Origin of the sequence: Clostridium sp. FS41 (genome assembly GCF_000954015.1) — a bacterium.
GTDB lineage: Bacteria > Bacillota > Clostridia > Lachnospirales > Lachnospiraceae > Enterocloster > Enterocloster citroniae.
On record NZ_JYHN01000059.1, the window covers coordinates 204,829 to 229,232 of the forward strand.

Here is a 24,404-nt window from a genome sequence, read left to right on the forward strand (position 1 = left end):
ATATGAATCATAATGTGGTCCCGGGAAACGGAAAAAGAGGAGGTATTAATGAAAATTCGGATAAAAACGAGGATCCTGTCCGCTGCACTGTGTACAGGTTTAATGCTCACTGCCTGCCAGTCAGGGACGGGAAAGACCGAGTCTGCGCAGCCGGCAGCGGTGACAACGGAGGAGAGGAATATGCCAATGGAGGAGACTGCTTTGCCAACGGAGGAGACTGCTTTGCCATCAGAGGAGACGTCTGCCAACCAGTCAGGCTCAAAACAGCCGGAATCCGCCGGCGATTTATGGGATCTGCCAAAAGAAGCGTCAGGACAGTCCGGCGAAGCGCCAGGTGCGGATGACAGTGGGGCTCTTTCCTCCCATGAAATGCAGGAGATAAAGATTGGGCTGCCGATGAATGAAAACTGGTACAGTGATCCGGTGTACAGCACGGAGGAGGGCGGCGTCCGCCAGGTCATGTTCTATGATGAGTTTTCAAGATCAGATGTCATTGTCCGGGCATGCAGGACAGAGGATGGAGATCCATCGGTCTTTTATTATATGTTTGATGAGCAAAAGAAGCAGACTTGGATGGCTACGGCAAAAGATGGGGCAAGGATTGAGATCACCCTGGAGGTTACCATAGAAAATTCTGATATACATGGCGTTCTGGCCACATGGGAGCATGGCGGGATCCGATATGCACTTTGGGAGGATGATGCCAAAGATGCGGTGGATTCAGCGGCAAAGATGGCGGTTGAGATAGCAGAAAGAAGTGCTGTCTAAAGCACCTGATCGTTTTCCGACCGCTGATAGGAAATAATGTCATTGATATCACAGTCCAGAATCCGGCACAGGTCATTGATGGTGGTTGTGCTCAGAGGTTTGTTCTTGCGCAGCCGGTCAATGGTGGAGCTTGATAGATTATGATTATAAATCAGAGTGTAGGTAGATTCCTCAGAATGTTTTAAAGTGGTCCAAAAAGGTTCATATGTAATCACGGTGTATCCTCTCTTCTTGTGATATATTTATAGAATAAAATACGGCTAAAAATATGACCATAGTCGCTTAAAAAACTATAATCAAGTTTAACGTATAAAATAGTCCTCTGGCTCAAAGGGTGCGGAATTTACCGCAAAAAAAGGTGAAAAAAGCCTTATTTCATAAGCTTCTATATAGAGAACGGAGAAATAATGGGGATTCCCCTTGAGTATGGATAAAAAAACATCTTCTCTTTTAAGGAAAATGTAAGACAGAGTAAGAGGAATAGGACTTGCATTTTTCCGAAAAGTTTGTATAATAAGATAACGGACTGAGACTAAGCAGCGTGGAAGATGCAGCTTATGAATCGAATCCAGGAGGCGGAGTAAGATGAAGATTAGAAAGGTTCTGGGCAGTTTTGCATGGGTATTGCTGGCGGCACTATTGATCATGGTGAATGCGGCAGCGGCCAGTTCTGAGGGTATGTTTGACCAGAAGGAACATTCCAGTGTTTCATCAGTGATTAAGTGAAGGAAAGCAACAAAAGGAAAAGTAACACAAGAAAAACAACATAATAAAGGCAACATAGTAAAAGGAGACCGGTCATAACGCCACGGCCTCCTTTTATGTTCAGGAAAGTCAAGAGGGCGGTGTCTCTTTTATACTTGATAAGGTGATCGTGGGTATTCACGGGATGGGGCAGCGGACATTATCCCGGTGACAGCAAGTTTTGCAATGTAGTCGGCAAAAAGGGACATGGATTATTGGCTTTTTGGGTGATAAGATAGGGTCATGAAATACAAAAAGGTTTAAAAAGTCAACAGTGGGCAATACAACAGTGGGCAATATCATTCATTCAGGAGGGAAAGATCATGCATTTATTAGACAGTGAACTGAAGAACGGGGCACAGTGGGAAGCTGCCGGCATTCAACTGCCGGAGTTTGACAGGGAAGCCATGAAAGCAGCAACCAGGGAGTGCCCTCAGTGGATCCATTTTGGAGCGGGGAATATTTTCCGCGCATTTCCGGCAGCTCTGCAGCAGAAGCTATTGAATAAGGGCGTTGAAAAGACAGGTATCATTGTGGCTGAAGGATATGATTATGAGATCATTAAAAAGGCATACAGGCCCCAGGATGACTTAAGCCTGCTGGTGACCCTGAAGGCTAACGGAACCATTGAAAAGACCGTGATCGGCAGTCTGGCCGAATCCCTGACAGTGGACCGCCAGGACGAGGCGGACTGGAGCCGTTTAAAGGACATTTTTGCCAGTCCCACACTCCAGATGGTCAGCTTTACTATTACGGAAAAGGGTTACAGCATCACTGCCGCCGATGGATCCTTCCGCCAGGATGTATTGTCTGATTTTGAAGCAGGTCCTGACAAGGCGGACAGCTATATCGGCAAGCTGGTATCCCTGTGCCACTGGAGATACACCCACGGCGGGGCACCCCTGGCCCTGGTTAGCATGGACAACTGCTCCCATAACGGCGACAAACTGCTGGCAGCAGTGGATGCCTATGCCAAGGCATGGGATGAGAAGGGACTGGCGGCAGAAGGATTTCTGGCATATATTGAGAATCCTGCAAAGGTATCGTTCCCATGGAGCATGATTGATAAGATCACTCCTCGTCCTGATGACAGCGTTAAGAAAATGCTGGAGGAAGCTGGATTTACAGATACGGAGAGCATTATCACAAGCAAAAATACATACGTGGCTCCTTTTGTCAATGCGGAGGAGGCAGAATATCTGGTGATCGAGGATGCTTTTCCAAACGGACGCCCTGTTCTGGAGCAGGCCGGAGTCATGTTCACCACAAGGGATACGGTTGAAAAGGTGGAGCGTATGAAGGTATGTACCTGCCTGAACCCGCTGCATACCACCCTGGCTGTGTACGGATGCCTTCTTGGCTACACCAAAATCAGCGAGGAAATGAAAGACGAGGATCTGGTAAAGCTGGTGAAGATCATCGGATACAAGGAGGGCCTTCCCGTGGTCACAGACCCGGGCATCCTTTCACCTGAGAAGTTTATTGATGAGGTTCTGATGATCCGTGTGCCGAACCCATTCATGCCTGACACGCCACAGAGGATTGCCTGCGACACCTCACAGAAGCTTTCCATCCGATTTGGGGAAACCATTAAGGAATATATGGCAAGACCTGAGCTGGATGTCAGATCCCTCAAATTCATCCCCATGGTGCAGGCCGGATGGTGCCGCTATCTTTTGGGCGTGGATGATGAAGGAAATGCCTTTACCGTAAGCCCGGATCCTATGTATGAAGGTCTGGCGTCAAAGCTTAGCAGTGTCAGGATCGGAGAAGCGTGCGATGTGCACATGGTCCTGCAGCCCATTTTAAGCGATGCCAAAATATTCGGCGTGGATCTGTATGAGGCCGGCCTGGGAGAATATGTGGAGAGCATATTCACTGAACTGATCGCAGGAAAAGGAGCCGTAAGGGCAGCCCTTAAAAAGCATTTGGCAGAGGTTCGATAGATAATAAGACAGAGAATGTCCCATAGAACGGCTCATAGAAGGGTCCAGAAAGAAATCCCGGCAGACCGGAGTGATGATCACTTCCCGCCGGGATTTTTAGTCTCATATTTTTACAGAAAGTGGGAGAAATTAATCAAAACGTAACAAAAATGTCATATTTTATGTACAAAACTTAAAGGATATGCTATTATAGTGGGAACGAACTTGAAGTTTTGCCGGCTTCACCGGATTGACAGGCGTTTGCCTTTTACATATAGATACCTAAGGGGACAAGGTCACACAAGCCCACCTTGTCAGCTGGGGTAAAGAGATAGGAAAGAGAAAGACAGAGGTTACGTATGAAAAGGTGGATAGCAGCAGGAATGATCGCACTGGTTCTCACCGGGTGCACCAGATATGAACCATCGGAAGAGATGACAAGGGTGGAGGAGAGCACTTCGGAATCAGGAGCCGAAGTACGGACAGAGGCCACAGAAGAAGCGGCTCCCGCGGAGGCGGAGGTGATTTCCATATCATCCTATCCTCCCAGGAATCCGGTTAAGGTAAAAGGCATCTACGTGTCGGCTTATGTGGCTGGGACTGGCGATATGATGGACCGGATCATTGAGGAGATCGACAAAACGGAGCTCAACGCAGTGGTCATTGATGTGAAGGACGATCAGGGAAGGATCACCTTTGCCATGGATTCGCCCACGGTCAATGAGATCAATGCCTGTCAGCCCTTTATCGGTGATCTGCCGGGGCTGGTCCGGAAGCTGAACGAACATGACATCTATCCCATTGCAAGGGTGGTTGCATTCCGGGATCCGTATTTGGCTGAACAGAAGCCTGAGTGGAGCCTGCATGTGGAGGATGGAAGCATTTACCGGGATAACAAGGGCCTTGCGTGGGTAAACCCATATAAACAGGAAGTGTGGGATTACCTGGTAGAGGTAGGCAAAAAAGCCGGGGAAATGGGATTTAAGGAAATCCAGTTTGACTATATCCGTTTTGCCGTGGACAGGACTATGAAGGATGTGGTGTTTGACGAGGCGGATACCAGGGGACGGGACAAGACGCAGGCGATCACGGAATTTGTCAGCTACGCATATGACGAGCTGGCCAAAGAGGGACTTTTTGTGTCTGCGGATGTGTTTGGAACCATCATGAGAAGCGAGGAGGATGCCGCGGCTGTGGGGCAGGAGTATGGGGATATGGCGGAACATTTGGATTATATCTGTCCTATGATCTATCCCTCCCATTACGGGCCGGGAAATTTTGGTATTGAAAATCCGGACAAACAGCCGTATGATACGATCAGGCATGCGCTTAAGGATTCCATCGAGCTTCTGGCAGAATCCAGACAGGAACATAAGAAACAGGCGGTTGTACGCCCGTGGCTCCAGGATTTTACCGCATCCTATCTTAAGGATTATATGAACTATGGGGATCAAGAGGTGCGTCAGCAGATACAGGCAGTCTATGATTCCGGATATGATGAGTGGATCCTGTGGGATGCAGGCGTTTCCTATCACTACGGAGGCCTTTTGACCCCGGAGGAGGCAGCGGCAGAGGAGCAGGCCATAGAGGAGTCCAGGGCATCTAAGGCGCCGGAGAACGCCGGTTTGCCGGATACGGAGACACAGGGGCCGGAAAGCGGACCGTCACAGGATCCCGCGGCCCGGTAAAAACAGAAGACAGGGCAGCGGTACCGTTTTGAAAAGATTCAGATGGAGGAAGGACAGCATTGTTTGATTTAGAAGAAGAACTGAAGAAACTCCCGGCCAGCCCGGGAGTTTATCTTATGCATAATGACAGGGATGAGATCATCTATATTGGAAAGGCGATCAGCCTGAAGAACAGGGTGCGCCAGTATTTCCAGAGCAGCCGCAACAAAACAGCCAAGATCGAACAGATGGTTTCCCATATCGCATGGTTTGAATATATACTCACGGACTCGGAGCTGGAGGCCCTGGTGCTGGAGTGCAACCTGATCAAGGAGCACCGGCCCAGGTACAACACCATGCTAAAGGATGACAAGAGTTATCCTTATATCAAGGCCACCACAGGGGAGGACTATCCGCGCCTTTTATTTGCCAGGGATATGAAAAAGGATTCCAGAAGCAAATACTTTGGGCCTTATACAAGTGCTGGCGCAGTGAAGGACACCCTGGACCTGATCCACAAGCTGTACCGCATCCGCACCTGCAGCAGAAGCCTGCCCAAAGATATCGGAAAGGACAGGCCCTGCCTCAACTACCATATCAAGCAGTGCGATGCCCCATGCCAGGGCTATATTTCCAGGGAAGATTACCAGGCCAACTTCAGCCTGGCCCTGGATTTTCTTAACGGAAAATATGATCCCCTGATCAAAACCCTGGAGGAAAAGATGCAGAATGCATCGGAAAACCTGGATTTCGAGAGGGCCATTGAGTACAGGGAGCTCCTTAGCAGCGTGAAGCAGGTGGCCCAGAAGCAGAAGATCACCAGCAGCAGTATGGAAGACCGGGATATTGTGGCAATGGCAAAGGACGAAAAGGATGCGGTGGTACAGGTGTTCTTTATCAGGGAAGGCAAACTCATCGGCAGGGACCATTTCCATGTATCAGCCACCATGGCGGAGAACGAGGGGGAGATCCTGGACAGCTTTGTCAAGCAGTTTTACGCAGGGACGCCTTTTATTCCCAGGGAGCTGTGGCTTCAGCATCCTTTGGCTGATGAGGAGGTGATCAGCCAGTGGCTAACTGCCAGACGGGGCCAGAAGGTGCGTATTGTGGTGCCGAAAAAGGGGGAGAAGGAGCGCCTGGTGGAACTGGCTGCAAGGAATGCGGAGCTTGTATTGTCCCAGGATAAGGAGCGGATCAAGAAGGAGGAGCTGCGCACCATCGGCGCCATGAACCAGATCGGCGAGCTGATCGGCATTGGGGGAATCCGGCGTATGGAGGCGTTTGATATCTCCAACACCAGCGGAGTGGAGTCCGTGGGTTCCATGGTGGTGTATGAGGATGGAAAGCCAAAGCGCAGCGATTACAGGAAATTTAAGATCAAGACCGTTCAGGGACCCAATGATTATGCTTCCATGGAGGAGGTGCTCACCAGGCGCTTTTCCCACGGGATGCGGGAGGTCAGGGAGCTGGAGGACAAAGGCGGCGACCTCAGTATGGGAAGCTTTACCCGGTTCCCGGACCTGATCATGATGGACGGCGGAAGAGGACAGGTAAACATTGCCCTGGAGGTCCTTGACAAGCTGGGTCTTTCCATTCCCGTGTGCGGTATGGTCAAGGACGATAACCACAGGACCAGAGGGCTTTATTTCAATAATATAGAAGTTCCCATTGACAGGCACAGCGAGGGGTTCCGCCTGATCACAAGAATACAGGATGAGGCTCACCGGTTTGCCATTGAATACCACAGAAGCCTGAGAGGAAAGGGGCAGGTGAGATCCATCCTGGACGACATTCCCGGAATCGGCCCGGCCAGAAGAAAAGCATTGATGCGCCATTTTAAGGATATTGAGTCTGTCCGCGGGGCAGGGGTGGAGGAGCTGGAGCAGGCTCCCCAGATGAACCGGCGCTCTGCCCAGGCCGTGTATGACTTTTTTCACAAACCTGCTGATGAATAGAAATATCCAGAATATGGAAATGTGCAGGAGAGAAAACACATGACAACCAGGTCAATTTGTGATAGTATGATAGAAATAGAACCAGCCTAAGGGGGTATTACCATGCATGGAGTAACCATAACGGAATTAATTGAAAAGATGAAGCTGCGCAACACCACTCCGGATATTGATACGGACAAGATCGTACTGACCCATCCGGATGTTAACCGTCCGGCCCTGCAGCTGACAGGATTCTTTGATCATTTTGACAGAGAACGGGTTCAGATCATTGGATATGTGGAGGAAGCATATATTAATACTATGGACCGGGAGCAGAAGCGCAGGATGTATGATAAGCTGACATCCAGCCAGATCCCTTGTCTGGTGTTCAGCCGCAGCCAGGAGCCGGATGAGGACCTGCTGGAATACTGCAACTACTACGGCGTGCCCTGTCTTGTGTCCGATAAGACGACTTCGGCCCTGATGGCGGAGATCATCCGCTGGCTGAATGTTAAGCTGGCTCCCTGCATCAGCATTCACGGCGTGCTGATCGATGTATTTGGTGAAGGCGTGCTGATCATGGGCGAGAGCGGCATTGGCAAGAGTGAGGCTGCCCTGGAGCTGATCAAAAGAGGCCATCGCCTTGTGACAGATGACGTGGTGGAGATCCGCAAGGTCAGCGATGACACTCTGGTGGGAAGCGCGCCTGATATCACAAAGCATTTTATTGAACTGCGCGGTATCGGCATCATTGATGTGAAGACATTGTTTGGTGTGGAGAGCGTTAAGGATACCCAGAACATTGATATGGTCATTAAGCTGGAGGACTGGAGCAAGGATAAAGAGTATGACCGGCTGGGTCTGGAAGACAACTATACGGAATTCCTGGGCAACCAGGTGGTGTGCCATACCATACCGATCCGTCCGGGACGCAACCTGGCTATTATCGTGGAGTCTGCGGCTGTCAACTACCGTCAGAAGAAGATGGGCTATAATGCTGCCCAGGAACTGTACAAGAGAGTGCAGGCCAATCTTGGCAAGGCCAGCGAAGACTAATTAATATGAATGTTTAGCGAGGACTGGAATTTGAATTTGGAACAAATAATAAAAGACGCATTTGTGTCAAAACAATCCGTGTGCATGCCCATGGAACCCATGAGCAGGCACACCTCTTTTCGGATTGGGGGACCGGCCGAGTTGTTTGTGTGCCCTGCCGTGGAGGAGGATCTGGCTGAAGTCCTGCGTATATGCAGGGAGAGCCGGGTCTTATGGAGGATCCTGGGAAATGGCAGTAATCTTCTGGTCAGTGACAAGGGCTGTGAAGGTGTGGTCATCTCCACGGAGCAATTGAGCGGACTTGGGGTAAATGGGAATCTGCTGCGGGCAGGAGCGGGGCAGCTCCTGGGACGGGCGGCCCATCTGGCCCTGGAGCATTCCCTGACCGGAATGGAGTTTGCCGCAGGGATACCGGGAAGCGCAGGCGGCGCATTGGTGATGAACGCGGGGGCATATGGTTCAGAGATGAAGGATATACTGAAGTCGGCCAGAGTGATGACCGGTGAGGGCCGTATACTTGACCTGCCCGCCGGGGATCTGGAACTGGGATACCGTACCAGCTGCATTCCTTCCCGCGGATATATTGTGCTGGAAGCTGTCTATGAACTAAGGCCCGGGGACAGGGGCGCCATTGAAGAACGGATGAGGGAACTGGCAGCCAGGCGAAGAGAAAAGCAGCCCCTGGAATACCCCAGCGCTGGCAGCACCTTTAAACGGCCCCAGGGGTATTTTGCCGGAAAGCTCATAGAGGATGCAGGACTCAGGGGATATCAGGTGGGGGGAGCCCAGGTGTCTGAAAAGCACTGCGGGTTTGTGATCAACAAGGATCATGCCACAGCCGGCCATGTGATGGAACTTTGCAGCCATATCAGGAAGACCGTGAAGGAGATATCCGGTGTGGAGCTGGAAATGGAAGTAAAGCGCTGGGGTGAATTTTGACGATCCGGAGTGTAATGAGATGACTGAGGTAGAAAGATGAAGCTTGTGATTGTAACGGGAATGTCCGGGGCAGGCAAGACAATTGCTTTAAAGATGCTGGAGGATATGGGATTTTACTGCGTGGATAACCTTCCCATATCCCTGGTGGATAAATTTGCCCAGCTTGTGTCAGGGGGCGGAGATATCGCCCAGGCCGCCCTTGGGATCGATATCAGAAGCGGCGAGGAGCTGAACCATCTGGACGAGATCCTGCGGGGATGGAAAAACACGGGCCTGGACTTCCAGGTCCTGTTTCTGGACGCCAATGACGCAACGCTGATCAAACGCTATAAGGAGACCCGCCGCAGCCATCCGCTGGCAGGCACGGGACGGCTGGATAAGGGGATTGAGAAGGAACGGGTCAAGCTGGCTTTCCTGAAAAAGGACGCGGACTTTATCATTGACACCAGCAAACTCCTTACCAGGGAACTGAGGCAGGAGCTGGAGAAGATTTTTCTTCAGGACAGGGAGTACAGCAACATGTTTGTCACGGTCCTGTCCTTTGGCTTCAAGTACGGGATACCCGAGGATGCGGATCTGGTGTTTGATGTGCGTTTCCTTCCAAATCCCTACTATGTGGAGGAACTGCGCCCCCTTACCGGGGAGGACCAGGTCATCCGTGATTATGTGATGCAGGGCGGGACCGGACAGGCGTTTCTGGACAAGCTGTACGATATGGTGGATTTTCTGCTGCCCAATTATATTGGCGAGGGGAAGAACCAGCTGGTGATCGCGGTGGGGTGTACCGGGGGCAAACACCGTTCCGTTGCCATGGCCAATGCCCTTTACGGGCACCTTGCTGCGTTTGGGGAGTATGGGATCAAAATAGAACACAGAGACATTGACAAAGACAATAAAAGGAAGCAGTGATAGAATGTCGTTTTCTTCCAGAGTAAAAGATGAGCTTTCCAGACAGGTTCCGGCAGCGAGACACTGCCAGATCGCTGAGACAGCCGCAATTTTAAGCCTTTGCGGGCGTGTGAAAATATCGGCATCCGACCATTTTACCATTGAAATCCATACGGAAAATGTGGCAGTTGCAAGAAAGTACTTTACATTATTGAAAAAAACATTTAATATAAGTACTGATGTTTCAATTCGCAGAGGTGGGAATCTTTCGCGAAACCGGACATATATTGTAGCAGTCAGGGAACATGATGATGCACTTAAGGTACTTCAGGCGGCCAAGCTCATTGATGACCAGGGGGAGATTCGGGAGAACCTTTCACTGGTGCGCAATGTGGTGGTTCAGAATGCCTGTTGCAGAAGGGCGTTTATCAGAGGAGCATTTCTCGCGTCAGGGTCCATCAGCGACCCGGAGAAATTTTACCATTTTGAGATCACATGCTCTTCCATGGCAAAGGCTGAGCAGCTTAAAGGCATCATAGCCGCTTTTGATATGGAACCAAAGATCGTGCTGAGGAAAAAGTACTATGTGGTTTATATCAAAGAGGGGAACCAGATTGTGGACATCCTTAATGTGATGGAAGCACCTGTGTCACTGATGGAGTTTGAGAATATCCGTATTCTCAGGGAGATGCGGGGGAACGTGAACCGTCAGGTGAACTGTGAGACTGCCAATATCAATAAGACGGTGTCTGCCGCGGTAAAGCAGATGGAGGATATCCGCTATATCCAGGACACCATAGGTCTTGAGGGGCTTCCCGAAGGACTTCAGGATATGGCCCGTATAAGGCTGGAACGTCCGGAAGCGACCCTGAAGGAGCTGGGGGAGGCTTTGGAGCCGCCCGTGGGCAAGTCGGGGGTCAATCACCGGCTGAGGAAACTGAGCCAGATCGCAGATGATATGCGGCAGCAGTTGCCGGGGAAGTAGTACGGCGTGTATTCATTAATGTATCATTAAGTACAATTCAGTATGGGCACCGGAATGGCAGCTGTGGGAACCGTAGCATGGTTCCGGCCGGCTGTGTACCATTCAAAGGAATGAGGAGGATAATTATGGTAAAGAAATTGATCACAGTTGAATTGTCATCAGGACTGGAAGCAAGGCCGGCAGCAATGCTGGTGCAGGTGGCAAGCCAGTATGAGAGCAAGATTTATCTGGAAGCCGAGGCTAAGCGTGTGAACGCCAAGAGCATCATGGGTATGATGACGCTGTGCCTGACTGCAGGCAAGGCCATTACGGTAGAGGCTGAGGGTGCGGATGAGGAGCTGGCGGTTTCTGAGATTGAGAAGTATTTAAAAAACCAGGAATGACCATCCCTTTGTACAGAGTATAATCATAGATAACAGCAGGACCAGGCGCATCACTTTTGCCTGGTTCTTTTCATTTGGCGGATTCTATGCTAAACTATAACACATATGACATGTATTACGGATAAGGAGAAGATGGCAGATGGCATTTACCCACTTACACGTCCATACGGAATACAGCCTGTTGGATGGCTCCTGTAAGATCAAGGAGCTGACCGCCAGGGCAAAGGAGCTGGGCATGGACAGCATGGCTGTCACGGACCACGGCGTGATGTATGGTGTGATTGATTTTTATAAAGCAGCAAAGGAAGCGGGGATCAAACCCATTTTGGGGTGCGAGGTCTATGTGGCTCCCAGCTCCCGGTTTGACAGGGAGACGGTCAGCGGCGAGGACCGCTATTACCACCTGGTGCTTCTGGCTGAGAACAACAAAGGATATGAAAACCTGATGAAGATCGTGTCCAAGGGGTTTGTGGATGGATTCTACTATAAGCCCAGGGTGGACTATGAGGTGCTGACAACCTACCATGAAGGCGTGATCGCTCTCAGCGCCTGCCTTGCAGGGGAGGTGCAGCGCAACCTTGCAAGAGGGATGTATGAGGAAGCGGTGCGGGCCGCCGGCCGTTATGTGGAGATATTTGGAAAGGATAACTTTTTCCTGGAACTCCAGGACCACGGCCTGCCGGACCAAAGGCTGGTCAACCAGGGCTTGATGCGTATGAGCAAGGAGACAGGCCTGGAACTGGTGGCTACCAATGATATCCATTACACCTTTGCCGAGGATGAGAAGGCCCATGATATTTTGCTGTGCATCCAGACCGGCAAAAAGGTGGAGGATGAGGATCGGATGCGCTATGAGGGCGGGCAGTTCTACTGCAAATCCGAGGAAGAGATGCGGGCCCTGTTCCCCTACGCTCCCGAGGCCCTGGACAATACCCATAAGATTGCCCGGCGCTGTAATGTGGACATTGAGTTCGGGGTAACAAAGCTCCCCAAGTATGAGGTCCCTGAGGGCTTTGATTCCTGGGGATACCTAAATCATCTGTGCCGGGAGGGGTTTAAGACCAGGTACCCGGATGATGACGGGACCCTGAGCCAGCGCCTGGATTATGAGCTGGATGTGATCCGTACCATGGGGTATGTGGATTATTTCCTGATCGTCTGGGATTTTATCAACTACGCCCGTTCGCAGGATATCATGGTGGGGCCCGGCCGCGGTTCAGCTGCCGGCAGCGTGGTGTCATATACACTGGGCATTACAAACATCGACCCCATGCGCTACAGCCTTCTGTTTGAGCGTTTCCTTAACCCGGAGAGGGTATCCATGCCTGATATTGATATTGACTTCTGTTACGAGAGACGCCAGGAAGTCATTGACTATGTTGTGCGCAAGTACGGCAAGGACCAGGTGGTGCAGATCGTCACCTTTGGTACCCTGGCTGCCAAGGGTGTGGTCAGGGACGTGGGAAGGGTCCTGGGCCTTCCGTATGCCCTGTGCGACACCATCGCCAAGATGATCCCCAATGATCTGGGTATGACACTGGAAAAAGCCCTGACCATGAATCCGGACCTTAAAAAGGCGTACAATGAGGACCAGCAGGTCCGCTATCTGATCGATATGTCCAAGCGTCTGGAGGGGCTTCCAAGGCATACCTCCATGCATGCGGCCGGCGTGGTGATCGGCAGCAGGTCCATTGATGAGTTCGTACCCCTTTCCAGGGCGGCGGACGGTACCATCACCACCCAGTTTACCATGACCACCATAGAGGAGCTGGGGCTTCTTAAAATGGATTTCCTGGGCCTGCGCACCCTGACCGTGATCCAGAACGCGGTCAGGCTGGCGGAAAAGGATTACGGGATTTCCATAGATATTGACCAAATTGATTTTAATGACAGGCAGGTATTGGAATCCATCGGCACAGGCAGGACGGAGGGCGTGTTCCAGCTGGAAAGCGGGGGGATGAAGAGCTTCATGAAGGAGCTTAAGGCCGAGAACCTGGAGGATATTATTGCAGGCATCTCCCTGTACCGTCCGGGTCCCATGGACTTTATCCCAAGATACTTAAAGGGCAAGAACGATAAGGCCAGCATCACCTATGAGTGCCCCCAGCTGGAACATATACTGAGCCCCACCTACGGCTGTATCGTGTACCAGGAGCAGGTAATGCAGATCGTGCGTGACCTGGCGGGATATACCATGGGGCGGAGCGACCTGGTCCGCCGCGCCATGAGTAAAAAGAAAACATCGGTCATGGAAAAGGAACGCCACAACTTTGTGTACGGCAATGAGGAGGAGGGCGTAAAGGGATGCGTGAACAACGGCATTGACGAGAAGACGGCCAATCACATCTATGACGAGATGATCGACTTTGCCAAGTACGCATTTAACAAGTCCCACGCAGCGGCCTATGCGGTGGTTTCCTACCAGACGGCCTACCTTAAGTATTATTATCCGCGGGAGTTCATGGCGGCATTGATGACATCGGTCATGGACAATGTGGGGAAATTCTCCGAATATATCCTCACCTGCCGCAGGATGATGAATATCCCGGTGCTTCCGCCGGATATCAATGAGGGAGAGAGCGGTTTTTCCGTGTCCGGGGACGCCATACGATACGGCCTGTCCGCCATTAAGAGCGTGGGAAAGCCGGTGGTGGATGCCATCCTGGCGGAGCGGGAGAAGGATGGTCCCTTCCGCTCCATGGAGGATTTTGTGGGCCGGATGACCATGAAAGAGGTGAACAAGCGGACACTGGAGAACTTTATCAAGTCGGGAGCGCTGGACACCCTGCCGGGAACAAGGCGCCAGAAGATGGCGGTGGCGCCCACCATGCTGGATGAAAAGGCCAGGGAGCGCAAGTCCATGTTTGAGGGCCAGCTGAGCCTGTTTGACATAGCGGGCGAGGAGGACAGGAGCGAATACCAGATTACCTTTCCCGATGTGGGGGAATACTCAAAGGAAGAACTTCTTGCATTTGAAAAGGAGATCCTGGGCGTGTACATCAGCGGCCATCCCCTGGACGATTATGAGGAGGCGTGGCGTAAGAACATATCGGCAACCTCGGCTGATTTTATCGTGGACGAGGAGACGGAGAAAGCCGGGGTGGAGGACGGCACCCGGGCTGTCATAGGAGGACTGGTGGCCGGAAAGACGGTGAAGACCACCAGGACCAACCAGCTGATGGCCTTCATTACCCTGGAGGATCTCATGGGCTCGGTGGAGGTCATTGTGTTCCCCAAGGATTACGAAGCCAACCGGGAGCTGTTCACAGAGGATGCCAAGCTCTTTATCCGGGGCCGTGTATCCATCGGGGATGACCCGGTGGGAAAGCTGGTGTGTGAACAGGTTGTGCCCTTTGAACATACGCCCAAGGAGCTTTGGCTTCAGTATGAGGACAAGGAAGGATATCAGGCCAGTGAACCCAGGCTTTTGAATGTGCTTAAGACCAGCGAGGGAAAGGACCGGGTCATCATTTACCTTCAAAAAGAGAGGGCGAAAAAGATGCTTCCGGCCGCCTGGAGCGTCCAGGTCACGGACCGGCTCGTAGCTGAACTTAAAACCGAACTTGGTGAAAAAAATGTCAAAGTGGTAGAAAAAGGTCTTGAAAAGCTGGGAAAAATGCATTAGAATAGCGTTGGGCATAACATGAGAGAATGAATAAGAGTGACATTGCACAGGCAGATGAGAGCATGTGCTTAATACAAGGAGGTAAATTGCTATGGCAAAGGCAGTGAAAACCATTGGAGTACTCACAAGCGGCGGAGATGCGCCGGGTATGAACGCGGCGATCCGCGCAGTGGTTCGTGTGGCAATCAACAAGGGACTTAAAGTAAAGGGGATCATGCGCGGTTATGCAGGACTCCTGGAAGAAGAGATCGTGGACATGGAATCCACAAGTGTATCTGATACCATCAACCGCGGCGGTACCATCCTTTACACAGCCAGATGCAAGGAATTTACCACACCGGAAGGTCAGCAAAAGGGGGCTGAGATCTGCCGCAAGCATGGGATTGACGGTATGGTTGTGATCGGCGGAGACGGTTCCTTCCGGGGCGCAGGAAAGCTTTCCTCCCTTGGGATCAATACCATCGGGCTTCCGGGAACCATTGACCTGGACATTGCGTGTACAGATTACACCATTGGCTTTGACACGGCTGTGAACACTGCCATGGAGGCCATTGATAAGATCCGTGATACTTCCACATCCCATGAGCGGTGCAGTATCGTGGAGGTTATGGGAAGGAACGCGGGCTATATCGCCCTGTGGTGCGGTATTGCCAACGGAGCTGAGGACATTCTGCTTCCGGAACGCTATGACGGGGATGAGCAGGCCCTGATCAACAGGATCATTGACAACCGCAGGCGGGGCAAGAAACATAATATCATTATCAATGCGGAGGGGATCGGCCATTCCGGTTCCATGGCAAAGCGCATTGAGGCAGCTACCGGCATTGAGACCAGGGCAACGATCCTGGGACACATGCAGCGCGGCGGCACACCCACCTGTAAGGACAGAGTCTATGCATCCATCATGGGCGCCAAGGCGGCAGAACTTCTGGCAGAGGGCAAGAGCAACCGTCTGGTGGCATATAAGCACGGTGAGTTTGTGGACTACGATATTCAGGAAGCCCTGAACATGTCAAAGGATATCCCGGAAGAACAGTATGAGATCGCTAAGATGCTTGTTAGATAGTCTGTATGATGATGAGAAAAACCGAATAATTGAGAATGGAAGGTCCGCGCCTCTGAAATGATTATGGGGGCAGCGGACTTTTGTGGAGAGATAAGATGATGGATACAAAGGTGCTCTGCGGAGCCAATTCCTATGAGCAGAAATATTATTTCAACCAGGATTTTTCCTCCCTTCCACAGTCCATACAGGACGAGCTGCACATCATGTGCGTCCTGTACACAGAGGATGTGGGCGGGATCCTGACCATGGAGTTTGACGACAGCGGCAGCCTGGAATTCAAGGTGACGGCTCCTGAGGAGGACTACCTCTTTGACGAGATCGGAAGTGTCCTTAAGATCAAGCAGTATCAGGAAGAAAAAAGGGAGCTGCTTAAGGCTCTGGAACTGTATTACAGGACATTTTTCCTGGGAGAAGAGATCACGCCGGATGAAGATGGGGAAGAATAGATGAAATTAAGAATTGGAAACACCCTTCTTGAGAATAATGTAATACTGGCGCCCATGGCAGGAGTGACGGACCTGCCATTTCGTTTGCTCTGCCGTGAGCAGGGAGCCGGCTGTGTTGTGACTGAGATGGTCAGCGCCAAAGCTATCCTTTACAATAACAGGAATACAAAGGAACTGCTGCAGATCCATCCCCAGGAACGTCCGGCAGCCGTACAGCTGTTTGGCTCCGACCCGGAGATCATGGGGGAGATCGCTGCCAGGATCGAGGACGGGCCCTATGATTTTATTGACGTGAACATGGGATGCCCTGTGCCGAAGATCGTAAATAATGGGGAGGGCTCCGCCTTGATGAAGGACCCCAAGAAGGCGGGTGAGATCCTTACAGCCATGGTCAGGGCAGTGAAAAAGCCGGTGACGGTGAAATTCCGGAAAGGGTTTAACGACAGCTGCGTCAACGGGGTGGAGTTTGCCAGGATGGCTGAGAGCTGCGGGGTGGCTGCAGTGGCTGTCCACGGGCGGACCAGGGAGCAGTACTATTCAGGCAGGGCCGACTGGGATATCATCCGCCGGGTGAAGGAGGCGGTGAAGATCCCTGTAATCGGAAACGGGGACATTTTCACTCCCCAGGACGCCAAGCGCATGATGGAGGAAACAGGCTGCGATGGCCTGATGGTCGCCAGGGGAGCCAAGGGCAACCCATGGATATTCAGACGGATCAACCACTACCTGGATACAGGGGAACTTCTGCCTGAACCTTCTATAGAAGAGATACGCGAAATGGTCCTGCGCCATGGCCGTATGCTGGTGGAGTATAAGGGGGAGTCCACCGCCATGCGTGAGATGCGGGGACACATGGCATGGTACACCAAAGGGATGCCTCACTCCGCGGCCCTGAGAAATGAGATCAACCAGGTGGAAACCCTGGAAGGGCTTGCCGAACTGCTGAATCAGAGGATCCCGGTAAATACAGGGGGAAAAGATGGAAACCATTCTTGACAATCATCATATTTTCTTATATAATACACAGAATGTGTGGACATTGAGAGAGATACTTAAGTGAAATCAAACATAAATTATATGAAGTAAAGGAAGGAAGCAGGTAAGATGGCGGATAAGAAACACATATTAACCTATGCCGGACTCAAACAGTATGAGGATGAGCTGCAGAATCTGAAAGTTGTAAAGAGAAAAGAAGTTGCGCAGAAGATCAAGGAAGCAAGGGAACAGGGCGACCTGTCCGAGAATGCTGAGTATGATGCGGCTAAGGATGAGCAGAGGGATATCGAGCTTCGTATCGAGGAGCTGGAAAAGCTGCTTAAGAATGCAGAGGTTGTGGTTGAGGACGAGATTGACCTTGACAAGATCAACATTGGCTGCAAGGTAAAGCTTCTGGACGTGGAGTATGACGAGGAGATGGAATTCTATATTGTAGGTTCCACAGAAGCCAACAGCCTGCAGAATAAGATCAGCAATGAGTCTCCGGTGGGCCGTGCCCTTATAGGCAAGGTAGTGGGAGACTGCGTTGACGTGGAGACACAGGCAGGAGATATCCAGTACAAGGTACTGGAGATCCAGAGAGTGTCATAGAGGACACGGTTTAAGAATAGACGAACACAAAGGAGTGCGAAACGTGGGAGAGCAGCAGAAGGTTAACCAGACGGAACAGGATTTGAATCATGTGCTGAAAGCGCGCCGGGAGAAACTGGCCGAACTTCAGGCAGCTGGAAAGGATCCTTTCCAGATTACAAAATATGATGTGACTGTCCACAGTATGGATGTGAAAGATAATTACCAGCAGTGGGAAGGAAAGGAAGCAGTCATCGCAGGACGTATGATGTTCAAGCGTGTGATGGGCAAAGCTTCTTTCTGCAATGTACAGGACTTGCAGGGAACCATCCAGGTCTATGTTGCCAGGGACAGCATAGGCGAGGAACCTTATAAAGATTTTAAGAAGATGGATATCGGAGATATCGTGGGCGTTAAAGGAACTGTGTTCACAACCAAGACAGGTGAGATCTCCATTCATGCCGCTGAGGTGACCCTTCTCACCAAAAGCCTTCAGGTGCTTCCGGAAAAGTTCCACGGACTGACTGACACGGATACCCGTTACCGCCAGAGATACGTGGATCTGATCATGAATGCGGAGGTAAAGGATACCTTTATCAAGCGTTCCAGGATCATTTCTGCGATCCGCACCTATTTAAGCGGCCAGGGCTTTATGGAGGTGGAGACCCCCATGCTGGTTGCCAATGCAGGCGGCGCTGCGGCCAGGCCCTTTGAAACCCACTTTAATGCGCTGGATGAGGATCTGAAGATGCGCATTTCCCTGGAGCTTTACCTAAAGAGACTGATCGTGGGCGGACTTGAGAGAGTGTACGAGATCGGCCGCGTATTCCGCAACGAGGGGCTGGATACCCGCCATAATCCTGAGTTTACCCTGATGGAGCTGTACCAGGCATATACGGACTATAACGGTATGATGGAGCTGACGGAGAACCTGTACCGCCATGTGGCCCAGACAGTCCTGGGCACCACAACCATTACCTATAAGGGTGTGGAGATGGATCTGGGCCGGCCCTTTGCGCGTATCACTATGGTGGAAGCTGTTAAGAAGTATGCGGGCGTGGACTTTGATGAGATCCACACCCTGGAAGAAGCAAGGGCCATTGCCAAGGAAAAGGGCGTTGAGTTTGAAGCCCGCCATAAGAAGGGCGATATCTTAAACCTGTTCTTTGAGGAGTTTGCGGAGGAACATCTGGTACAGCCTACTTTTGTGCTGGATCATCCGGTGGAGATATCCCCTCTGACCAAGAAAAAACCGGGCAATCCCGATTATGTGGAGCGTTTTGAGTTCTTTATGAACGGCTGGGAGATGGCTAACGCCTACTCAGAGATTAATGATCCCATTGACCAGAGGGAGCGCTTTAAAGCCCAGGAGGAGCTTCTGGCACAGGGAGACGAGGAGGCAAACCATACGGACGAGGACTTCCTGAACGCCCTGGAAGTGGGTATGCCGCCTACGGGAGGAATCGGATTCGGTATTGACCGTATGGTCATGCTGCTTACCGATTCACCGGCGATCAGGGATGTGCTGCTGTTCCCAACCATGAAGACCATCGGCAACGGGGAGCCTTCCAAGAAGGCTGAAAAAACCGATGCCATTGCAGAACTGTCTGCAAAGACAGGGGAAACAGCTGCGCCCATTGATTTTTCCAAGGTTAAAATTGAGCCTCTGTTTGAGGAGATGGTGGATTTTGAAACCTTTGCAAAGTCCGATTACCGCGCTGTAAAGATCAAAGACTGTGTTGCAGTGCCTAAGAGCAAAAAGCTTCTTCAGTTTACATTGGATGACGGAAGCGGAACAGACCGCACGATCTTAAGCGGCATCCGTGAGTACTATGAGCCGGAACAGCTGATCGGAAAGACAGCCATCGCCATTGTAAATCTTCCTCCCAGGAAGATGATGGGAATTGATTCCTGCGGTATGCTCATTTCCGCAGTGCATGAGGAAGACGGACATGAGGGTCTGAATCTGCTGATGGTGGATGACCGGATACCCGCAGGCGCAAAGCTGTACTAGAGCGTGTTTGAAAATTCATTCCCGCCATCTGCCCTAAGGAATCCCCCAGGCTCTGCCCGGTACCCCTTAGGACAAAGCACGCCCCGCTTCGCGGCATACTTGGCCCCAATTCAGTCAGCGTAGCCCACTACGCCTCCTTCATCGGGGCCAAATCTCCCACAAAGTATAACGTACAGCTGTCAGAAAGCAATTTTCAAACACACGCTAGTGCTCCATGGTTTCCGGTCTGATGAAGCACTGGACGTAAGAATATAGAAAACAGGTATCTGATGAAGGAGGACGGACGGTCCATCAGATGCCTGTTTTTGCGTATGCTAAAATAAAAAAAATCATCTTATTATTTACAAAATCATAAAAATTCATTTAAGGTGTCGCAAAACAGAAGAACTTGTGGTATACTAAATTGATATGTTATGAGATTCATAAGGAGTGCCTGTATGCTGAATGAAGAGAAGGTCAGATATATGACGCAGCTGGCCATATTTGAAAAAAGGGTGGGCAAAAAGATATTTCCCATTAACCGCTATTTTAAAAAGGATTATGTAGGCGGACAGATGTTCCGCTCATTTTTTGGGTATACCTTCTGTTACCTTTTGTTTCTTCTGATGTGGGTCCTCTACAAACTGGACGAGCTGCTCAATGAGATGAGCATTGATGAGATACTGGATGCCGCAAAAAAGTGGGGCGTTATCTATGCGGCGGGCCTTGTGCTTTACCTGATCGTCACCTGGATCGTGTACTCCAAGCGGTATGATTACGCGGCCCGGTCGCAGACCATGTACACCTCCAAGTTAAAGCACCTGATGAGGCGTTACGAGAAAGAAAGGCCCGAGAGAAAGAGGGATAACAGAGGAGGAAGAGCTCGATGACAAGTCTTCTGCTGTGGAAAGAGCATTTAAAAAGTTTTTACAACAGGTACAGTTACGCCGTACAGCCGGTGATCCGCTTCCTGTTCGCACTGTGTACGTTCTTAAGTCTGAATGCCAACATAGGCTATATGAATAAACTTAAGAATCCTCTGGTGGTGATCCTGGTGTGCCTGGTAAGCGCCCTGCTGCCATACGGAGCCATTGTGTTCCTGGCCGGCTGCCTGCTGGTGGCCCATGTATACGCGGTATCCCTGGAGATGGCCCTGATCACACTGGTCCTGATCCTGACGGTTGCCATTCTCTATTACGGCTTTAAGCCCGGGGACAGTTACCTGATCGTGCTTACACCCCTGGCATTTCTGTTTAAGATCCCCTATGCGGTTCCGCTGCTGGTGGGCTTGGGGGGAAGCCTGGCATCCTTCATCCCGGTTGGATGCGGCGTGTTCCTGTATTACCTTATCATGTATGTGAAACAGAACGCAGGCGTCCTGACCAATGACGCCGCGGTGGACATTGTACAAAAGTACAGTCAGATTTTAAAATCAGTGATTTTTAACCAGACCATGATGGTGATGATCGCTACCTGTGCGGTGGGCATTATCATTGTGTACCTGATCCGCAGGCTTTCCATGGACTATTCATGGATCGTGGCCATAGCAGCCGGTTCCGTTGCGGAGCTTCTGGTGATCTTTGTGGGAGATTTCGTCTTTGGGGTCACCGTTGCTGTGGGACAGCTGATTCTGGGCATACTATTGTCAGCCGTCATTGCGGCAGTATATAATTTCTTCATTTTCACAGTGGATTATACCAGGACGGAACATGTCCAGTTTGAGGACGATGATTATTATTATTATGTAAAAGCAGTGCCCAAGATGAATGTGAGCACACCTGATGTAAAGGTACAGAAAATAAGTACCAGAAAACGCAGCACAAGGGAGAGAAACGTGTATTAATGAAAAAGATTGAATGTAAGGAGGTGGGGACATGGCGGAAATGCTAGGACAGATGTCATCATGGCTGTCTTTGCTGCCAAGGATATCACTGGGAAATATACTGGAGATCGGGATTATTTCTTTTCTGGTTTACGAAATCCTGTTTTGGATTAAGAATACCAGGGCCTGGAACCTGTTAAAGGGTCTTGTGGTCATTCTGATATTTGTGGTATTTGCCGCCGTGCTGCACCTGACAACCATATTATGGATCATGGAAAATGCTGCAACCATTGCAGTCACCGCCCTGTTGGTCATCTTCCAGCCTGAGCTTAGGAAAGCCCTTGAGCAGCTGGGAAGCCACAATATTTTATCCAATATCCTGTCCTTTGATGAGGGCAAGGAAAGCCAGAACTTTAACGATAAGACCATCAACGAATTGGTAAGGGCAACCTTTGAGATGGCCAAGGTTAAGACCGGCGCCCTGATGGTGATCGAGAGAGGGTCCTCCTTAAAGGAGATCGAGAGGACGGGGATCGAGATCAACGGTCTGGTTACAAGCCAGCTTCTGATCAATATCTTCGAGCATAATACCCCGCTTCATGACGGGGCTGTTGTGATCCGCGGAAACCGTATCACTGCGGCAACCTGTTACCTGCCGCTCTCCGACAATATGACCATCAGCAAGGACCTGGGTACACGCCACAGGGCGGCGGTGGGCGTCAGCGAGGTGACGGACAGTGTGACAATCGTTGTCTCAGAGGAGACAGGAAGGGTGTCCGTGGCGGCGGAAGGTTACCTGACCAGGATCTCTGACGCGGAAGGTTTAAAAAATGTTCTTTCTTCCATCAAGGAGGAAAGTGTATCATTGAACCGTTTTAAATTATGGAAGGGAAGACTGAAGAATGGAAAAAAAGCTGTCTAATAACCTGGGGCTTAAGATACTTTCCGTTTTCCTGGCATTCTTTGTATGGCTGGCGGTGGTGAATATATCCAATCCGGAAAAACCCGGGTCTCAGGAAGTGACATTGGAAATCCTCAATGATGATGTTCTCGAAGCCAGCGGTAAGACATATGAATTGATGGGGGACAGAAGTACGGTCACCATCAGCTATAAAGTCAGGACACTGGACAGTGCCAATATAAAACCCACCGATTTCCGGGCCTACATTGACCTGGCCGATATGTATGAACCCACAGGCGCCGTACCGGTAAAAGTGGAAGTAAAGAACAATAAGGTGCAGTCGGTGGTTGCCAAGCCCAGTGTGATCAGGGTGGATACGGAGGATCTGCAGAGAAAGCCGTTTGATCTGGAGGTCAAGGTAGAGGGTGAGCCTGAAAGCGGTTATGACATCGGCATACCTACCATTTCCCCCACCTATGTGTATGTGAGCGGTCCTGTATCCGTGGTGGGCCGTATCAGTACAGTGGGAATCAGGATCAAGGCGGAAGGAGCCAACAGCGACCTTTCCGGCACGGAACAGGTGCGCTGCTTTGACGCAAACGACAATGAGCTTACCCAGTTGGACGACAGGGTCACCTTCAGCCGTTCCGAGATTGACTATACCCTGCCCATCCTTAAGAAAAAGAACCTGACCCTGATCTTTGAGACAGAGGGAAAGGTAGCCGAGGGCTATCGGTATACCGGAATTGAGAGCAGCAGTAATTCCGTGGAGGTAAATGGCCTTAAATCTGATCTGGCGGGAGCGAATTCTGTCACCATACCAAAGACAGAGCTTAATATGGACGGAGCCACAGGCGACAAGGAAGTTACGATCGACCTGAATAAGTATCTTCCGGAGGGGGTTACGCTGGCTGATCCGGACAGCAATGAGATCAAGGTTGTGATCAAGGTGGAGGCGCTGGAAAACAGAACCTATGAACTTCCTGTGAGCCAGATCCAACAGGTGGGGGCGTCCGGCCAGTATGAATATGAGTATGACAGGGATTCGGTCAATGTCATCATCCGGGGCCTGAAGGAGGACCTGGACCAGCTGACGCCGGCCGATATACAGGCAGAGATGGATGTGAGCGGCATGGAACCCGGTATCCACATAGGCGTTGTTTCCTTTGTATTGGGAGACGCCTATGAACTCATGAGCAGCAACAACATCCAGGTAACGGTCACGGAAAAGGGGCCTTCCGGGACAGGGGAAACCACCCAGGGGGAAAGCCAGCCGGAAACAGAAGATGAGGAATCCCCAAAGGAGACAACAGGGGCTTAAGACATGGGGGAAACATAGTAAGCCCATGGGCAGTATCAGAATAAAGCGGCGCTGCACAAAGAGGTGCGGCGTACAAGGAGAGAGGTAACATGGTAAGTGCATCAACAGTTATAAAGAATCCGTCCGGTCTGCATCTGAGACCGGCAGGTATCCTCTGCAAGGAGGCGCTGCTCTATAAATCAAAGGTATCTTTTAAGATACGCACCACCACGGCCAATGCCAAAAGCGTCCTCAGTGTGCTTGGCGCCTGTGTGAAGTCTGGAGACGAGATCACATTCGTCTGCGAGGGACCAGATGAGAAGGAAGCATTGGCAGCCATGGTGAAGATTGTGGAGGACGGATTAGGAGAGTAAGGCGCAGCCTGAGGAAAACGAC

The 24,404-nt window shown here is 51.0% G+C and carries 23 protein-coding genes; 22 read left to right on the top strand and 1 reads right to left on the bottom strand.

Features of this window, described 5'->3' with window-relative positions:
* The first annotated feature begins 48 nt into the window (after positions 1 to 48).
* Positions 49 to 768 (top strand): hypothetical protein, encoded by a 720-nt coding sequence (locus CLFS41_RS28985; protein WP_052665715.1) that lies wholly within the window; start codon positions 49 to 51, stop codon positions 766 to 768.
* Here CLFS41_RS28985 and CLFS41_RS13015 read toward each other — a convergent pair.
* On the bottom strand, positions 765 to 983 hold the full coding sequence (locus tag CLFS41_RS13015) for a helix-turn-helix transcriptional regulator (RefSeq protein WP_045092511.1): 219 nt from the start codon (positions 981 to 983) through the stop codon (positions 765 to 767). The two genes, CLFS41_RS28985 and CLFS41_RS13015, sit on opposite strands and share 4 nt — an antisense overlap.
* Before the next feature lie 370 nt (positions 984 to 1,353).
* Between CLFS41_RS13015 and CLFS41_RS30430 the strand changes: the two genes are divergently transcribed.
* From CLFS41_RS30430 to CLFS41_RS13110, 21 genes are all read left to right on the top strand, one after another.
* Positions 1,354 to 1,494, top strand: coding sequence for a hypothetical protein (locus CLFS41_RS30430; protein WP_007858493.1), 141 nt, complete (start codon positions 1,354 to 1,356; stop codon positions 1,492 to 1,494).
* A gap of 341 nt (positions 1,495 to 1,835) precedes the next feature.
* Complete coding sequence (locus CLFS41_RS13020; RefSeq protein ID WP_045092512.1) at positions 1,836 to 3,458, top strand: mannitol dehydrogenase family protein; 1,623 nt, start codon at positions 1,836 to 1,838, stop codon at positions 3,456 to 3,458.
* A gap of 338 nt (positions 3,459 to 3,796) precedes the next feature.
* A complete protein-coding gene (locus CLFS41_RS13025) occupies positions 3,797 to 5,125 on the top strand; it encodes a putative glycoside hydrolase (RefSeq protein WP_045092513.1) in 1,329 nt (442 codons plus the stop codon).
* A 59-nt stretch (positions 5,126 to 5,184) separates the two neighbouring features.
* The gene (uvrC, locus tag CLFS41_RS13030) at positions 5,185 to 7,059 is read left to right on the top strand and encodes an excinuclease ABC subunit UvrC (RefSeq protein WP_007858484.1); all 1,875 of its coding nucleotides are present in this window, start codon (positions 5,185 to 5,187) and stop codon (positions 7,057 to 7,059) included.
* Between the two features lie 102 nt (positions 7,060 to 7,161).
* On the top strand, positions 7,162 to 8,094 hold the full coding sequence (gene hprK / locus CLFS41_RS13035) for an HPr(Ser) kinase/phosphatase (protein ID WP_007858482.1): 933 nt from the start codon (positions 7,162 to 7,164) through the stop codon (positions 8,092 to 8,094).
* Between the two features lie 30 nt (positions 8,095 to 8,124).
* Positions 8,125 to 9,033 (top strand): UDP-N-acetylmuramate dehydrogenase, encoded by a 909-nt coding sequence (gene murB / locus CLFS41_RS13040; RefSeq protein WP_007858481.1) that lies wholly within the window; start codon positions 8,125 to 8,127, stop codon positions 9,031 to 9,033.
* Between the two features lie 36 nt (positions 9,034 to 9,069).
* Positions 9,070 to 9,942 carry an RNase adapter RapZ gene (gene rapZ / locus CLFS41_RS13045; protein WP_007858477.1) on the top strand — a complete coding sequence of 291 codons (873 nt, stop codon included), beginning with the start codon at positions 9,070 to 9,072 and terminating at the stop codon, positions 9,940 to 9,942.
* Between the two features lie 4 nt (positions 9,943 to 9,946).
* Positions 9,947 to 10,906, top strand: a complete 960-nt coding sequence (gene whiA, locus CLFS41_RS13050; protein WP_007858476.1) for a DNA-binding protein WhiA — start codon at positions 9,947 to 9,949, stop codon at positions 10,904 to 10,906.
* A 125-nt stretch (positions 10,907 to 11,031) separates the two neighbouring features.
* A complete protein-coding gene (locus tag CLFS41_RS13055; protein WP_007858474.1) occupies positions 11,032 to 11,289 on the top strand; it encodes an HPr family phosphocarrier protein in 258 nt (85 codons plus the stop codon).
* Positions 11,290 to 11,428: 139 nt separating this feature from the next.
* Positions 11,429 to 14,914: a DNA polymerase III subunit alpha gene (locus CLFS41_RS13060; RefSeq protein WP_045092514.1), complete on the top strand. Its 3,486-nt coding sequence runs from the start codon at positions 11,429 to 11,431 to the stop codon at positions 14,912 to 14,914.
* 91 nt (positions 14,915 to 15,005) lie between these two features.
* Positions 15,006 to 15,980 (top strand): 6-phosphofructokinase, encoded by a 975-nt coding sequence (gene pfkA / locus CLFS41_RS13065; protein WP_007858472.1) that lies wholly within the window; start codon positions 15,006 to 15,008, stop codon positions 15,978 to 15,980.
* A 95-nt stretch (positions 15,981 to 16,075) separates the two neighbouring features.
* On the top strand, positions 16,076 to 16,426 hold the full coding sequence (locus tag CLFS41_RS13070) for a DUF6145 family protein (RefSeq protein WP_007858471.1): 351 nt from the start codon (positions 16,076 to 16,078) through the stop codon (positions 16,424 to 16,426).
* Positions 16,427 to 17,422, top strand: coding sequence for a tRNA dihydrouridine synthase DusB (gene dusB / locus CLFS41_RS13075; protein ID WP_007858470.1), 996 nt, complete (start codon positions 16,427 to 16,429; stop codon positions 17,420 to 17,422).
* A gap of 108 nt (positions 17,423 to 17,530) precedes the next feature.
* A complete protein-coding gene (greA, locus tag CLFS41_RS13080; protein WP_002574940.1) occupies positions 17,531 to 18,013 on the top strand; it encodes a transcription elongation factor GreA in 483 nt (160 codons plus the stop codon).
* A gap of 43 nt (positions 18,014 to 18,056) precedes the next feature.
* Positions 18,057 to 20,006 carry a lysine--tRNA ligase gene (lysS, locus tag CLFS41_RS13085; RefSeq protein ID WP_045092515.1) on the top strand — a complete coding sequence of 650 codons (1,950 nt, stop codon included), beginning with the start codon at positions 18,057 to 18,059 and terminating at the stop codon, positions 20,004 to 20,006.
* Between the two features lie 95 nt (positions 20,007 to 20,101).
* Positions 20,102 to 20,236 carry a DUF6783 domain-containing protein gene (locus tag CLFS41_RS31160; protein ID WP_347468434.1) on the top strand — a complete coding sequence of 45 codons (135 nt, stop codon included), beginning with the start codon at positions 20,102 to 20,104 and terminating at the stop codon, positions 20,234 to 20,236.
* A 207-nt stretch (positions 20,237 to 20,443) separates the two neighbouring features.
* A complete protein-coding gene (locus CLFS41_RS13090) occupies positions 20,444 to 20,875 on the top strand; it encodes a hypothetical protein (protein WP_007858290.1) in 432 nt (143 codons plus the stop codon).
* Positions 20,872 to 21,828, top strand: a complete 957-nt coding sequence (locus CLFS41_RS13095) for a hypothetical protein (protein WP_045092516.1) — start codon at positions 20,872 to 20,874, stop codon at positions 21,826 to 21,828. Before CLFS41_RS13090 ends, CLFS41_RS13095 begins: the two co-directional genes overlap by 4 nt.
* A gap of 31 nt (positions 21,829 to 21,859) precedes the next feature.
* The gene (cdaA, locus tag CLFS41_RS13100; protein ID WP_007858288.1) at positions 21,860 to 22,729 is read left to right on the top strand and encodes a diadenylate cyclase CdaA; all 870 of its coding nucleotides are present in this window, start codon (positions 21,860 to 21,862) and stop codon (positions 22,727 to 22,729) included.
* On the top strand, positions 22,710 to 24,029 hold the full coding sequence (locus CLFS41_RS13105) for a CdaR family protein (RefSeq protein WP_045092517.1): 1,320 nt from the start codon (positions 22,710 to 22,712) through the stop codon (positions 24,027 to 24,029). The genes cdaA and CLFS41_RS13105 overlap by 20 nt, the downstream gene beginning before the upstream one ends.
* Positions 24,030 to 24,118: 89 nt before the next feature.
* Positions 24,119 to 24,382 (top strand): HPr family phosphocarrier protein, encoded by a 264-nt coding sequence (locus tag CLFS41_RS13110; RefSeq protein ID WP_045092518.1) that lies wholly within the window; start codon positions 24,119 to 24,121, stop codon positions 24,380 to 24,382.
* The last annotated feature ends 22 nt before the right edge of the window (positions 24,383 to 24,404 follow it).

Coding starts and splice junctions, on each gene's coding strand:
- CLFS41_RS13055 (WP_007858474.1), top strand. CDS start 11,032: ATGGTAAAGAAATTGATCACAGTTGAATTGTCATCAGGACTGGAAGCA.
- CLFS41_RS13110 (WP_045092518.1), top strand. CDS start 24,119: ATGGTAAGTGCATCAACAGTTATAAAGAATCCGTCCGGTCTGCATCTG.
- pfkA (WP_007858472.1), top strand. CDS start 15,006: ATGGCAAAGGCAGTGAAAACCATTGGAGTACTCACAAGCGGCGGAGAT.
- CLFS41_RS13095 (WP_045092516.1), top strand. CDS start 20,872: ATGACAAGTCTTCTGCTGTGGAAAGAGCATTTAAAAAGTTTTTACAAC.
- CLFS41_RS28985 (WP_052665715.1), top strand. CDS start 49: ATGAAAATTCGGATAAAAACGAGGATCCTGTCCGCTGCACTGTGTACA.
- whiA (WP_007858476.1), top strand. CDS start 9,947: ATGTCGTTTTCTTCCAGAGTAAAAGATGAGCTTTCCAGACAGGTTCCG.
- greA (WP_002574940.1), top strand. CDS start 17,531: ATGGCGGATAAGAAACACATATTAACCTATGCCGGACTCAAACAGTAT.
- CLFS41_RS13060 (WP_045092514.1), top strand. CDS start 11,429: ATGGCATTTACCCACTTACACGTCCATACGGAATACAGCCTGTTGGAT.
- CLFS41_RS13025 (WP_045092513.1), top strand. CDS start 3,797: ATGAAAAGGTGGATAGCAGCAGGAATGATCGCACTGGTTCTCACCGGG.
- CLFS41_RS13090 (WP_007858290.1), top strand. CDS start 20,444: ATGCTGAATGAAGAGAAGGTCAGATATATGACGCAGCTGGCCATATTT.
- CLFS41_RS13020 (WP_045092512.1), top strand. CDS start 1,836: ATGCATTTATTAGACAGTGAACTGAAGAACGGGGCACAGTGGGAAGCT.
- CLFS41_RS13070 (WP_007858471.1), top strand. CDS start 16,076: ATGATGGATACAAAGGTGCTCTGCGGAGCCAATTCCTATGAGCAGAAA.
- rapZ (WP_007858477.1), top strand. CDS start 9,070: ATGAAGCTTGTGATTGTAACGGGAATGTCCGGGGCAGGCAAGACAATT.
- dusB (WP_007858470.1), top strand. CDS start 16,427: ATGAAATTAAGAATTGGAAACACCCTTCTTGAGAATAATGTAATACTG.
- hprK (WP_007858482.1), top strand. CDS start 7,162: ATGCATGGAGTAACCATAACGGAATTAATTGAAAAGATGAAGCTGCGC.
- CLFS41_RS13105 (WP_045092517.1), top strand. CDS start 22,710: ATGGAAAAAAAGCTGTCTAATAACCTGGGGCTTAAGATACTTTCCGTT.
- cdaA (WP_007858288.1), top strand. CDS start 21,860: ATGGCGGAAATGCTAGGACAGATGTCATCATGGCTGTCTTTGCTGCCA.
- CLFS41_RS30430 (WP_007858493.1), top strand. CDS start 1,354: ATGAAGATTAGAAAGGTTCTGGGCAGTTTTGCATGGGTATTGCTGGCG.